Here is a 12,781-nt window from a genome sequence, read left to right on the forward strand (position 1 = left end):
TCATGATTTGGATTTGTTCTCATATCGCGGGCCGGTATAGCGGACACGCGGGCGGAACAAGCGGTTATTGGTATGCTGTTCAATCACATGTGCGCATAAGCCTGCCGTTCTCGCACTGAAAAAGACAGGTGTATACAACGGAATTGGTATGCCAAGCATCCAATACACCGGGGCGGCGTAATAATCCAAATTCGGATAAAGCCCTTTTTCCCGCTCCATCAGCTGCTCCCCTGCTTCACACATTTCGTATAAACGGTGATCTCCGGCTTGATCGCATAATTGCTGAAGCGCTTCTTTCATCATTAGCGCTCTCGGGTCCATTTTTTTCATGTACACTCGGTGGCCGAAGCCCATGATTTTTTCTTTATTTCTCAGTTTTGATAACAGGATTTGTTCAAAATCAGGCTTTGTTTTTGCCTCCAAAAGCATATACATGACCGCTTCGTTTGCGCCTCCATGAAGATTCCCCTTCAAAGAAGCTACAGCTCCTGTCAATGCGCCATAAAGATCCGATTGTGTTGAAGCAATCACCCTGGCCGTAAAGGTTGAATTCGGCATCTCATGCTCACTGTACAGAATGAGTGAACAGTCAAAGATCCGCTCTTCCAATGCGGACGGTATTTTGCCTGTCATCATGTATAAGAAATTCGCGCTGTAGGATAGGTGCTGAAGCGGGGGAATCGGTTTTCCTTTATTTATCTTTCTATAGCTGCTTGCTGTGAGCGCAGGCATTTTCCCTAAAAGCTGATAGGCGCGTTCCTTGTTTGCAGAAGGCGACCGATCGTCAATTTGGCGGTCGTAGCCGGCAAGAGCCGATACCCCGGTTCGCAGACAATCCATCGGATGAGTATGTTCAGGCAGCAGCTCAAGAAGACGGACAATGTCAGCCGTCAGGTTTGAAGCGCTGTTGACCTTCCTTTTGACCGTTTCCGTTTCATTTTCATCCGGCAGCCTCCCCTCCAGCAATAGATGTACCAGTTCTAGATAGCTTTTGGTTTTTGAAAGATCAATTAAATCATAGCCTCGAATCAATATCTGGCTGTACTGTGTGTCAAGATAAGAAATATCCGTTTCTGCCGCTACGACCCCGTCCAGACCTGGAGAAAAATGCTGTTTACCATCCATATTCTCAACCTCCGCTTTGCGTTATTATCTGTCAGATTGCGCCAAGCAGGTGCTTGGAAATAATGAGTCTTTGAATTTCATTTGTACCTTCATAAATTTGTGTTACCTTTGCATCCCTAAGCAGCCGTTCGACCGGATAATCCTTCATATAACCATATCCTCCATAAATCTGGACTGCCTCAAGGGCAGCCTTCACCGCTGAATCGGAAGCAAATTGTTTAGCCATGGACGCTTCCTTTCCGCAGGCCAGGCCGCGGTTATGGAGATCTGCCGCATGATAGACAAGGTGCCTTGCCGCCTCTGCTCTTGTCGCCATATCGGCGAGCTTAAACGATATGCCTTGATTGGCTGCGATAGGCCTGTTGAATTGGACACGCTGTTTCGCGTAAGCAACCGCATATTCTAGGGCAGCCTCTGCGATTCCCAGCGCTTGTGCTGCAATGCCGATGCGCCCCACATTCAGATTCGCCATCGCAATTTTAAATCCATCGCCCTCTTCGCCCAGCAAATTCTCTTCCGGCACTTCCGCATTTTCAAATATCAGCTCTGTTGTATTGGACCCGTGAAGCCCCAGCTTTCTTTCTTTTTTGCCGACTGTAAAACCCGGTGTGTTCTTTTCAACGATAAAAGCCGAAATCCCGCTCCTGTTTTGGCCTGGAGCAGTTAAAGCAAACGTAATATAGAGGTCAGCGGCACCGCCGTTTGTTATGAAAATTTTCGATCCGTTTAAAATATATTTGCCGTTCTTTTTGATTGCTGTGGTGCGAAGGCTCCCGGCATCCGATCCAGAGTAAGGCTCAGTCAGCGCAAATGCACCCAAGTAGTTGCCTGAGGCGAGTTTTGGTATATATTTCACTTTTTGCTCTTCGTTTCCGAAGTACAAAATCGGATTTGTGCCCACTGAGGAATGAACCGAAAGAATGACACCGACCGCCGCGCTGATTTTAGAAATCTCATGAATGGCCAAAATATAAGAAACAACGTCCGCTCCAGCGCCGCCATATTGTTCCGGCACTGGTATTCCCATCAAGCCGTGTTCACCCATTTTCTTCATTAGCTGAAATGGAAATTCATCTGTTTTCTCCATGACCTCCGCAGCAGGAGCAATTTCTTTTCGGGCAAAATCACGCACCATCTTTCGCATCATGACTTGCTCTTGGGTTAAATGCAACTCGGCCACCCCCGGATTGGAATTGACTTCAGGTATTCTTCTCCTCGCCGTAATGATAAAAGCCGCGTCCGCTCTTTTTGCCGAGCCACCCTGCTTTGACGTACTTACGAAGCAGCGGGCAAGGACGGTACTTGGAGTCTCCAAGCCCGGAGTGAAGGACTTCCATTATCGACAAACACGTGTCCAGCCCGATAAAATCAGCTAATTTAAGCGGACCCATCGGGTGATTCATGCCAAGTTTCATAACCTGGTCTATTGCGTTTGGCTCAGCTACCCCCTCATAAAGACAATAGATGGCTTCATTAATCATTGGGAGAAGCACACGGTTGGAGACAAATCCGGGAAAATCATTGACTTCGACCGGTGTTTTCCCCATTTTTTCCGCTAATGCCGTAATGGTTAATGCCGTTTCATCTGATGTCGCCAGGCCGCGAATGACTTCAACCAGTTTCATAACAGGGACGGGGTTCATAAAATGCATGCCAATGACATGTTCTGGACGATTTGTGACAGCCGCAATTTCTGTTATAGGCAAGGAAGATGTATTGCTGGCCAAAAGCGTATGAGCCGGGCAAATATGATCAAGGTTTTTGAACAATTTAGTTTTTGCCGTCATGCTTTCTGCAATTGCTTCAATCACAACATCCGCATGCTGCGCCTCCTCCAGCGCGGTGGAAAGCGAAATACGGCTGATAACAGCCTTCACTTCAGCTTCCGTCTTTTTTCCTTTTTCAGCAGCGCGGTTCAAATGCTTTTTTATGTGCTGAAACCCAGTTTCCACTGCCTCCGGATTCAAATCATACAGCCGCACATAAAAGCCGGCTTCAGCCGCTGTTTGGGCAATTCCGCTTCCCATCTGTCCGGCGCCGGCTACCATGATATGTTTGATTTCCATTCAAATCCCCTTCTCCGTCAATGTTTTAATGAACTTGAACCAAGACAGCGTCTCCCTGAGCCGCCCCGCTGCAAATAGCAGCAATACCCAGTCCGCCTCCCCGGCGCTTTAATTCGTACACAAGTGTCATCAAAATTCTCGCACCGCTAGCGCCGATCGGGTGGCCCAGCGCAATCGCTCCGCCATTCACGTTTACTTTTTCAAGATCAAACCCGACGATTTTTTCACCTGTTAATACAACAGATGCAAATGCTTCATTGACTTCAAAAAGATCAATATCCTGTAATGTAAAACCGGTCTTTTTCAGCAGCTTGTTTATTGCATATCCCGGAGCAGCCGCAAGCTCATGCGCTTGCATTCCGGCTGTTGAAAAACCAAGAATGGTTGCAAGAGGAGGCTTTCCAAGTTCAGCGGCTCTTTCCTCAGACATTAATACAAATGCACCCGCTCCGTCGTTGACTCCCGGCGCATTGCCGGCTGTAATGGATCCGTCACTCGAATAAATCGGGGAAAGTTTCGCAAGCTGATCGAGAGTGGTATCGCGGCGAATCGCTTCATCTTTGTCAACAATGTTTGTTTTTCCTTTCCGGCCAAGCCAGCTGACAGGAACAATTTCTTCATCAAACTTTCCTTCATCGGCCGCCTCGGCCGACCGCTTGTGGCTTCGAAGGGCCCATTCATCCTGCTCTTTACGTGAAATTCCATATTCCTTGGCCGCCGTATTTCCGTGAACGGCCATGTGCACTTCATCAAAAGCGCACATTAATCCGTCATAAACCATTAAATCCCTTAGCTCACCGTTACCCATCCGCGCGCCCCAGCGGCCAGCGGGAACAGCATACGGAATATTGCTCATGCTCTCCATGCCTCCGGCAACAAGAATGTCCGCATCATGCGCCCGAATCATTTGGTCACATAGAGTGACAGCGCGGAGGCCGGAGGCGCAAACTTTATTCAGCGTTTCCGATGGCACACTCCAAGGCAATCCGGCTATACGGGCAGCTTGCCGGGAAGGTATCTGGCCCGCACCGGCTTGGACAACCATACCCATGACCGCGCCTTCCGCCTGATCTCCAGAGACTCCGGCACGCTTTAACGCCTCTTTCATAGCAGCGCCCCCGAGTTCAGCAGCTTTTACTTCTTTTAATGCCCCGCCAAATTTACCAAACGGGGTTCTCGCAGCACTTACAATAACTGTTTTCCTCATAGTGTCACCTCAAATCAGAAGATAGACAGCGCTTACATTTCTTGATGTCTTCTATGAATGTATGCTTTGAAACAGGTATGAATGAATGAAAAAAGAAGGCTGCTCCGGCAGCCTTCTTGAAAACTAATTTCTTCTATTCAATTTCTTAGCGATGGCAGCAGCCCGCTCCGGAAAATCTGTGAAAATGCCGTCTGCTCCCATTTTCATCAAATGCTCCATATCGTCTGGCCGATTGACTGTAAAAGGCCTTACCTTAATCGAACTGTTCCGCATTTGCTCCAGCATTTCATCCGTTACCGCCGGACTATGCAGCTTTGGGTGGTAGCCGGCTGCCGGAATAGATTTTACATATTGATCAGCCTGATAAAGCACATCTGAGGTTAGTACCGCCCGCTCAATATGGGGTGCCAGCCGGCCGCATAACGCTAAGCTTTCATGATTAAATGCGGACAGAATCGTTCTTTCTTCTATTTTAAATCGCTTTACTGCCTCAAGCACTTTTTCTTCCATTCCTTCATAGCGGATCACGCTGTTTTTCAATTCAATGTTAATCAGAAAATCCTTTTTTTCAGCCCACGAGAGCACGTCTTCCAGCAGCGGCACCCTTACATCGCCGACTGTTTGATGATGACCGGCAGCCGCATCCGCGGATTTCAAGACATCGTACACCGTGTCCTTTACGAAACCTTTTAAGGATGTCGTCCGGTCGAGCCTTTCATCATGAATAACGACAATACGTCCGTCTTTTGTCAGCTGAACATCAAGCTCTATTCCGTCTGCTCCGTCTTCAATCCCTTTTTCAAATGCAATCATTGTATTTTCGGGATAATGACCTGATGCCCCCCGATGGGCAAAAATCTTTGTCATTGTTTCACCTCAAGCCTAAAGTTGCCCGTTTTCTTCATTATACTGATTTTGGCCTTGTCACTCTAGAATTAAGGTTTCTTGTACTCAGACTATTGTGCGTAATAAGAATCGATCCCCGCGACAATCGCGTCTGCAGCTTTTTCCTGATATACTTCACTCCCAAGCTTGTCCGCATCAGAGCTGTTTGTAATAAATCCAAGCTCAGCCAGCACGCTCGGCATTTGTGAATATGTAATGACATAAAAATCTGATTCTTTCACACCCCTGTCTCTTGTTTGCAAGGATGATACCAGCTCTGACTGAATATCCGATGCCAGCCGCTGACTGTTTTCCGCTTCATAATCAGACTGAAAGTACGTTTCCGTGCCTGAAGCGGAGGAAACGCCCGAATTCACATGAATGCTGACAAAAAGATCGGCATGGTTTGCACTTGCTTTTGCCACTCTTTCCTCCAAGGTCAGAAAATGATCATCTGTCCTTGTAGCGACAGGGTTCGCTCCTTCCGCTTTCAGCTTGTCCACAACATGACGGGAGACAGCCAAATTAATATTTTTCTCCAAGAGCCCGTTTCCGACTGCCCCGCTGTCTTTGCCGCCATGGCCGGCATCAATATATACCGTCTTCCCTGCTACCGGCTCTGCCGCTTGCGCACAGGGTGCGAGCATAAAAGCCAATCCGCATATCGCTAAACTCCTCCATAACATTCTCAACGTTTCTCCCTCCGGTCTGTCATTACGAATTCTTTTGCTGAATATCTTCCAGCTGTAAGGTTCCGTTCTCTTTTTTTATATATTTCACCTGGACATTTGTGTGATCTGGCAGATCCTCACAATCATCGCGCTTGTCTCTTGGAACTTGTATCATGGTTTCTTCTCCGTTAAGGGAAACAGCGATTGTATGAGGATCGGCCGAGCCGATGTATTTGCCCTCTTCTGTAAACCTCGGGGCTGATTCATCCGCGCTTGCAATACTGCATCCGGAAAGCAGCAGTACAGTAAACAGAAATAGACCAGCTTGTTTCACATGATCACCTCTTCCTGATGTTTGGCTTTTATCTTTGACCAGAATGGCGGATTTGTAAAGCTTGCACAAAAGCCGGCACAACATTTCCATGATTTTCAAAAGGGCTATCTGACCTGCTGATTTCCTGTTGTTAGAAAGAAAGCAAGCGGATCTGTCTATGAGGATGTCTCTAAAAGAGCAGCATTTTAGAAAAAATTAGCTGAAAGAAGCAACTTTATATTCATTTTAAAAAAAATTGATGAATACGGTGAGCAGATGGTTTGACGGAAGGGTTGGGCAGGCGTAAGCTTTTAAAGAATATTTACTTTACAGAAAGAAGTTACAGCTCATGAAAAAATTCGTTCTGCTGCTAGCCGCGGCGGTCATCACTTGCTCCATTGGCCATCAAATCAAAGGCTGCTACAAAAGCCCCGAAAAAGAGCGAAGAAAACCACATTCGGCACTCAAGATATTCAGCCGGTGAAGCAGATTGATTGCATCAAATTTTACATATAGGCTAGAATATGTGCGAATCCAAACGAAAGAAGATGATCTTATGAATCCAAAGTACAAACCGCTCTTTGAATCATTTACATTCCGAAGCGGCGTTACGATTGACAACCGGATCGCGGTTGCCCCAATGACCCATTATTCTTCCAATGAGGACGGTACGATTTCTGAAGCGGAGCTGGACTATATCATCCCCCGATCAAAAGAAATGGGAATGGTGATTACAGCATGCGCAAACGTCACACCTGATGGAAAAGCATTTCCCGGACAGCCAGCCATCCATGACGACTCACATATTACCGGGCTAAAAAGATTAGCGCAAGCCATTCAAGCACAAGGGTCAAAAGCGATTGTGCAAATTCATCACGGAGGAATTGAATGCCCTGCTGAGCTCGTTCCGAATCAGGATGTTGTCGCGCCAAGTGACGTGTCTGATAACGGCAAACAAATGGCCCGCGCCTTAACAGAAGCAGAGGTTGAAAACATTGTGAAGGCTTTTGGAGAAGCGACAAGACGCGCCATTGAAGCCGGCTTTGACGGTGTCGAAATTCACGGTGCAAACGGCTACTTAATTCAGCAGTTTTATTCCCCAAAAACAAATCAGCGCACAGACCGCTGGGGAGGAAGCGATGAGAAACGATTAGCCTTCCCGCTTGCTATTGTGGATGAGGTGAAACAAGCAATTGCCGATCACGCGAAAGATGAATTTTTAGTCGGCTACCGCCTGTCTCCGGAAGAGCCAGATACACCGGGACTGACAATGACAGAAACCTTCACGCTTGTTGATGCCTTAGTAGAAAAAGAACTGGATTACCTCCATATTTCATTGATGGACGTCAACTCCAAAGCGCGCCGCGGGGCAGACCCGACACGTACGCGCATGGACTTATTGAATGAACGTGTCGGACACAAGGTGCCTCTGATTGCTGTTGGTTCCATCCATTCTGCTGATGACGCGCTTGCTGTGATTGAAAACGGTATTCCGCTGGTGGCGATGGGGCGTGAAATTTTAGTTGATCCTGATTGGGCTGTAAAAGTAAAAGAAGGACGCGAAAAACAAATTGAAACTGTGATAAAAGGGACAGACAAAGAAAAATATCACTTGCCTGAGCCGCTATGGCAAGCGATTGTGAACACACCTGGATGGGTTCCTTATAAAGATTAATTTGATGTGACTGCCGAAATGTTTCGGCAGTCTTTTTGATAAAAAAAGACCCTTAGGAAAGGGCCTTTTCGTCAATCGAATAGTTTGTGCACATATTTAAATGGCAAAATGAGAAGCTGACCAATTCCTTCGGTTAGAAAATCGAACAGCAGTCCGTCACGTTTTCTCTTTTTCATGATATGTCTCCTTTATACCTCAATTGCTCTTTTTACTACGAACATACAGCGGAAAAGGTTTCAATCCGTTTTTGACTTTCTGTTTCTCATGGTCCAACCAACGAATATACATATGACCATTGCAGCAAATGAAATGAAGTCAATCAGCATGCCTATTTTGTGTGACTCCACGATGATGTTTGAATTGACACAAAGCGAAAGGATAAATACAGCCATCAGCAGCCCGTACTTTTCACACATTTTCGATCACTCCAAGCGTATAAACAAATATTCACCCATCTACCGCATTCATTATAACAGATTTATCCAAAAACAAAACGCCTCCTATTTATCAGCGGAAACCAATAAATAAAAGACGTTTGATTTAAGTGCTTTTGCTGATCATGCTTAAGAAGCCTTATGCTCTAATCTCAGCTTATCCGCAACCATCGCAATGAACTCTGAATTTGTAGGTTTTGCCTTCGTCATGCTGACTGTATAGCCGAACAATGAGGAAATGGAATCAATATTCCCTCTGCTCCATGCCACTTCAATCGCGTGGCGGATCGCTCTTTCTACACGGCTAGCGGTTGTGTTGAATTTTTTGGCGATGTCCGGATAGAGGACTTTTGTAATACTGCCGAGCAGTTCGATGTCGTTGTACACCATTGAGATCGCTTCACGCAGATAGAGATAGCCTTTAATATGTGCAGGGACGCCGATTTCATGGATAATGCTTGTGATGCTCGCGTCGAGATTTTTCCTTTTTGGTTCAGGCTGGCTGCTGCGTATAATGCTGCTTTGTGATGACGGCGCGCGATGCGTCACACTGCTGGCATTTCCGCTGACCTGGCGAATATGGCCGACAAGGTTTTCCATATCAAACGGTTTGAGAATAAAGTAGGACGCTCCTAAATCGACGGCCTTTTTCGTGACATCTTCCTGTCCGAAGGCTGTCAGCATGATGACGTTTGGCTGTTTTTTCAGATCGGATTCTCTCAGTCGCTCTAAAACAGCAAGTCCGTCCAAATGAGGCATAATAATATCCAAGACGAGCACATCAGGATCTTTTTCTTTAAATAGCGACAGGCATTCCTGTCCGTTATAAGCAACTCCGATGACTTCCATGTCTTCCTGTCCTTCTATATATTCACTCAACAGGCTTACCAGCTCTCGATTATCGTCAGCAACACAAACTTTAATTTTCTCCACGTTTCTTCCTCCCCAAATGTAGTTAACAGGATTCCACCTTGCTACATGTTTACATTCGACAAAACCGCTATATACCCTCTAAAAAAAATCATAACTAACAATAATAGTGGCATATCTTCGTTATTCTATGTTTTTCTCTATTTTTCGACTAAAAATGAAATTTGACAAATAAGGAAACGTGAATTTGTCGAAAAATCTTCTTTTGTTCATTTTAACGTATGTATGATGAGAAGTGAAGAGGGAGAAAAGCAAAAAAACTGCCGGAGATCCGGCAGTCAGCTTGCTTTTTCTTTTCCGTAAATATCGATTCCTGCTTCAGACAGCATCCATTCAATATGCACACCGTAACCGCTTGTCGGGTCGTTGACAAACACATGGGTGACAGCGCCGACGACCTTTCCATTTTGAATGATTGGGCTCCCGCTCATGCCTTGTACAATGCCGCCTGTTTCCTTCAGCAGTCTCGGATCGGTAATTTTTAAGACCATTCCTTTTGTAGCCGGAAATTTTTGCGGTGTCGTGCTGACGATTTCGATATCAAATTTTTCTACTTTATCATCATCAATGACCGTTAAGATTTCCGCAGGCCCTTTTTTCACTTCATTTGAAAAGGCAACCGGCAGCGCCTTATCTGATATTTTGTTTTTAATCGGCTGATGTAACGTGCCGAAGATTCCAAATGGGCTGTTTCTGTTAATGTCCCCGATCGTTTTGCGTTCAGAGGAAAATCGCGCCAGTTTTTCTCCAGGATTTCCGCCTGTCCCTTTTTCAATTGATGTCACAGTCGATTTGACAATTTCTCCATCTTCCACGACGATTGGTTTTTTCGTATCCATATCGGAGATCACGTGGCCAAGCGCTCCGTATTTTTTTGTTTTCGGCTCATAAAAAGTCATCGTGCCGATGCCCGCGGCAGAATCCCTGATATATAAACCGATTCGGTATTTGCCTTCAGCTTCATCCTTTTGAGGAATCAGCTTTGTTTTGATCTTCTGTTTATCACGTTTGATCAGCAAATCAAGTGACTCTCCGGTGTTTCCCGCCTTTTGAATAAACGGGGCAACATCATTCATTTTTTCAATTTTCTGTCCATTCATCTCAATAATAATGTCGCCTGCTGTAATACCTGCCGATTCACCAGGGGATTTTTTCCCTTCGCTTGTGTTAATTTGATGAAATCCGACGACAAGGACTCCCACGGAATGAAGTTTGACACCGATGGATTGCCCGCCCGGTATGACTTTTAAATCCGGAAGAACTTGCACTTTTGTTTTTTTGATTGGAAATCCGGCAAGATCATATACTAATTCTGACTGGCCTGATTTTTTGCCTGTGACTTTGATTTCATGCGGGTCTTTCTCAACTGTAAACGCTTCTGATGATTTTTCCTGGGCGTTTACCGATAAACTCGTTTCAATGGCTTGTGTTTGGGTTTCAAATACTCTCATTTGCGTTGGAATCAGTAAATACTCTTTTAATGGTTTGCATAAACCTACACTTAATAACGAAACAAGGAGAATTAAACCTATTGCTTTTCTGATGTTATCCGGCATTCACTACTTCACTCTCCTCGCTCCTACCCCACACCTTCTTTATGAATTGCTGCTACATCATTACTTTTGCCTTCTCAGCCCTTATTTATAACTGTCTTATAAAGAAAAACATTGGATATACTGATGAACGAATGGATGTGTATACAAAAAAATAAGCTGCGCATATCGCGCAGCTTACCCAGTTGTTTTGACTTGATCCGCTTGTTTTAACAGCTCTTTCGCATGGCGTTTCGTCAAGTCTGTGACTTCGACTCCTGCTATCATGCGTCCGATTTCCGTCACCTTCTCTTGTTTAGTCAGCGGCTTTACACGCGTCGTCGTTCTTCCGTCTTTTAATTCTTTCGCAATGTAAAGATGGGTATCGGCCATGGCTGCTACCTGAGGCAGGTGCGTAATGCATAGCACTTGTGATCCCATCGATACTTTGTGAATCTTTTCAGCAATAGCCTGAGCGACCCTGCCGCTTACACCTGTATCTACCTCGTCAAATATAATCGAGGTAACGTCCTGCTGTGAGGAAAAAATGCTTTTAATGGCAAGCATGACCCTCGACAGCTCTCCGCCAGAAGCAACTTTAGAAAGAGATTTCAGCGGCTCGCCCGTATTGGTGGAAATTAAAAACTTCACCAGATCAATCCCTTGTTCAGTGAGCTGAACAGGCTGTCCGTTTACGACCGGTGCTTCCTCATCGCGGGTCGCCGTTCTGACCTTAAACTCCGTATCGAAAGTCGACTTTTCCATATATAAGCTTTTCAGTTCACGATGGATTTCCTCAGCCAGCTTTTTCGCCCACGTTTTTCGGATTCGGGAAACGTTTGCCGCTTCTACTGCAACATCTTTACCAACCGAATCCAGCTCCTGCTTCAGGCTTTGCAGATGGCTGTCTCTGTTTTCAATTTGATCAATCTCTTCTTCAATTTTAGAAGCATATTCTAAAATATCCTCAACGGTTGCCCCGTATTTCCGCTTCAGCTGCTTGATCTCATTAAGACGCGTCTCAATAAAATTCAAGCGCTCGGGGTCATATTCAAGCTCATCCAGCATATTTCTCATCTGAAATGTAGCGTCCTCTAAAAGGTAGTAGGAGTTCGAAACACTCTCAGAAAGTTTTTGCAGCGGTTCGTTAATATCGGATAAATCTTCAAGCTGAGACGAGGCCATTCCGACCCAGTCCAGACCGCCCTGCTCGCTGCGCAGCGCGTTATAAGCATTTTGCAGTGATTCAAATATTTTCTCGAAATTTGAAATTTGCTGGCGCTCTTCTTGCAGCTGCTCATCTTCGTTCAGTTCAAGCTTTGCTGATTCGATTTCTTCCAGCTGAAATTGAATCAGATCAAGCCGGTGTGCCATTTCCTGCTCACTTTCAGAAAGCTGCTTCAACTTTTTAAGCAGCTTCATATATCGCTGATAGCCTTCCTGATACGCTTGAAGTGCGCTTTCCACTTCGGCTCCCGCAAACTTGTCCAAAAGCTGAAGATGGTTTTCGTCCTCCATTAACAGCTGGTTATCGTGCTGCCCGTGAATATCTAATAAAAGCCTGCCGATTTCTCTAAGCGACGCAATCGTTACAAGTTTGCCATTAACCCGGCATACGCTTTTTCCGTTCGTGCTGATATCCCTTCTCATGACGATCATTTCATCTGAAACGTCAATCCCCTGTTCAGCACAAACGTCAAAAACGGGATGGCCGCTATCTAACAGAAACAGCCCTTCAAGCTCGGCTTTTGTTTCTCCATATCTGACAAATTCAGATGAACCGCGGCCACCGACCAAAAGTGAAATGGCATCTATGATGATGGATTTGCCGGCTCCGGTTTCTCCTGTTAAAACCGTAAGCCCGCGTTCAAAAGAAACCGTCAGTTCCTCAATAATGGCAAAGTTTTTAATCGATAATTCAGCTAACAAACAGCATTACACCT

Annotated in this window: 13 protein-coding genes; 2 read left to right on the forward strand and 11 right to left on the reverse strand. The window is 45.6% G+C overall.

From position 1 onward, the window contains the following. The 7 genes from mmgD to NSS75_RS12920 all read right to left on the reverse strand — a co-directional run bounded on the left by mmgD (position 1) and on the right by NSS75_RS12920 (position 6,288). Positions 1-1,125: a citrate synthase gene (gene mmgD, locus NSS75_RS12890; RefSeq protein ID WP_339233313.1), complete on the reverse strand. Its 1,125-nt coding sequence runs from the start codon at positions 1,123-1,125 to the stop codon at positions 1-3. A gap of 31 nt (positions 1,126-1,156) precedes the next feature. Beyond that, complete coding sequence (locus tag NSS75_RS12895) at positions 1,157-2,296, reverse strand: acyl-CoA dehydrogenase (protein WP_024121994.1); 1,140 nt, start codon at positions 2,294-2,296, stop codon at positions 1,157-1,159. Positions 2,297-2,324: 28 nt separating this feature from the next. Next, a complete protein-coding gene (locus NSS75_RS12900; protein ID WP_268496678.1) occupies positions 2,325-3,191 on the reverse strand; it encodes a 3-hydroxybutyryl-CoA dehydrogenase in 867 nt (288 codons plus the stop codon). A gap of 25 nt (positions 3,192-3,216) precedes the next feature. Continuing rightward, on the reverse strand, positions 3,217-4,398 hold the full coding sequence (locus tag NSS75_RS12905; protein WP_216394023.1) for an acetyl-CoA C-acetyltransferase: 1,182 nt from the start codon (positions 4,396-4,398) through the stop codon (positions 3,217-3,219). Between the two features lie 123 nt (positions 4,399-4,521). Next, complete coding sequence (locus NSS75_RS12910) at positions 4,522-5,265, reverse strand: glycerophosphodiester phosphodiesterase (protein ID WP_185848840.1); 744 nt, start codon at positions 5,263-5,265, stop codon at positions 4,522-4,524. 89 nt (positions 5,266-5,354) lie between these two features. After that, positions 5,355-5,975 carry an N-acetylmuramoyl-L-alanine amidase gene (locus NSS75_RS12915; RefSeq protein WP_083244528.1) on the reverse strand — a complete coding sequence of 207 codons (621 nt, stop codon included), beginning with the start codon at positions 5,973-5,975 and terminating at the stop codon, positions 5,355-5,357. Positions 5,976-5,997: 22 nt separating this feature from the next. After that, a complete protein-coding gene (locus NSS75_RS12920) occupies positions 5,998-6,288 on the reverse strand; it encodes a hypothetical protein (RefSeq protein WP_024121999.1) in 291 nt (96 codons plus the stop codon). 328 nt (positions 6,289-6,616) lie between these two features. On the opposite strand from NSS75_RS12920, the gene NSS75_RS12925 reads away from it, so the two are divergent. Next, entirely contained in the window at positions 6,617-6,751 is a 135-nt protein-coding gene (locus NSS75_RS12925) for a hypothetical protein (protein WP_339233317.1), read from the forward strand. A gap of 72 nt (positions 6,752-6,823) precedes the next feature. Further along, positions 6,824-7,942: an NADH-dependent flavin oxidoreductase gene (locus tag NSS75_RS12930; protein WP_268544934.1), complete on the forward strand. Its 1,119-nt coding sequence runs from the start codon at positions 6,824-6,826 to the stop codon at positions 7,940-7,942. Positions 7,943-8,178: 236 nt separating this feature from the next. Here the strand turns inward: NSS75_RS12930 and NSS75_RS12935 are convergent, their stop codons facing one another. From NSS75_RS12935 to recN, 4 genes are all read right to left on the reverse strand, one after another. After that, on the reverse strand, positions 8,179-8,358 hold the full coding sequence (locus NSS75_RS12935) for a hypothetical protein (RefSeq protein ID WP_339233319.1): 180 nt from the start codon (positions 8,356-8,358) through the stop codon (positions 8,179-8,181). Between the two features lie 147 nt (positions 8,359-8,505). Then, positions 8,506-9,309 (reverse strand): sporulation transcription factor Spo0A, encoded by an 804-nt coding sequence (spo0A, locus tag NSS75_RS12940; protein WP_010334880.1) that lies wholly within the window; start codon positions 9,307-9,309, stop codon positions 8,506-8,508. Between the two features lie 275 nt (positions 9,310-9,584). Beyond that, positions 9,585-10,862, reverse strand: coding sequence for a SpoIVB peptidase (spoIVB, locus tag NSS75_RS12945; protein WP_024122004.1), 1,278 nt, complete (start codon positions 10,860-10,862; stop codon positions 9,585-9,587). A gap of 174 nt (positions 10,863-11,036) precedes the next feature. Beyond that, on the reverse strand, positions 11,037-12,767 hold the full coding sequence (gene recN / locus NSS75_RS12950) for a DNA repair protein RecN (protein ID WP_101861022.1): 1,731 nt from the start codon (positions 12,765-12,767) through the stop codon (positions 11,037-11,039). Between the last annotated feature and the right edge of the window lie 14 nt (positions 12,768-12,781).

It is taken from the genome of Bacillus sp. FSL K6-1012, assembly GCF_037964915.1.
Lineage (GTDB): Bacteria > Bacillota > Bacilli > Bacillales > Bacillaceae > Bacillus > Bacillus halotolerans.

Coding starts and splice junctions, on each gene's coding strand:
- mmgD (WP_339233313.1), bottom strand. CDS start 1,125: ATGGATGGTAAACAGCATTTTTCTCCAGGTCTGGACGGGGTCGTAGCG.
- NSS75_RS12900 (WP_268496678.1), bottom strand. CDS start 3,191: ATGGAAATCAAACATATCATGGTAGCCGGCGCCGGACAGATGGGAAGC.
- NSS75_RS12905 (WP_216394023.1), bottom strand. CDS start 4,398: ATGAGGAAAACAGTTATTGTAAGTGCTGCGAGAACCCCGTTTGGTAAA.
- NSS75_RS12910 (WP_185848840.1), bottom strand. CDS start 5,265: ATGACAAAGATTTTTGCCCATCGGGGGGCATCAGGTCATTATCCCGAA.
- NSS75_RS12925 (WP_339233317.1), top strand. CDS start 6,617: ATGAAAAAATTCGTTCTGCTGCTAGCCGCGGCGGTCATCACTTGCTCC.
- NSS75_RS12930 (WP_268544934.1), top strand. CDS start 6,824: ATGAATCCAAAGTACAAACCGCTCTTTGAATCATTTACATTCCGAAGC.
- NSS75_RS12935 (WP_339233319.1), bottom strand. CDS start 8,358: ATGTGTGAAAAGTACGGGCTGCTGATGGCTGTATTTATCCTTTCGCTT.
- spoIVB (WP_024122004.1), bottom strand. CDS start 10,862: ATGCCGGATAACATCAGAAAAGCAATAGGTTTAATTCTCCTTGTTTCG.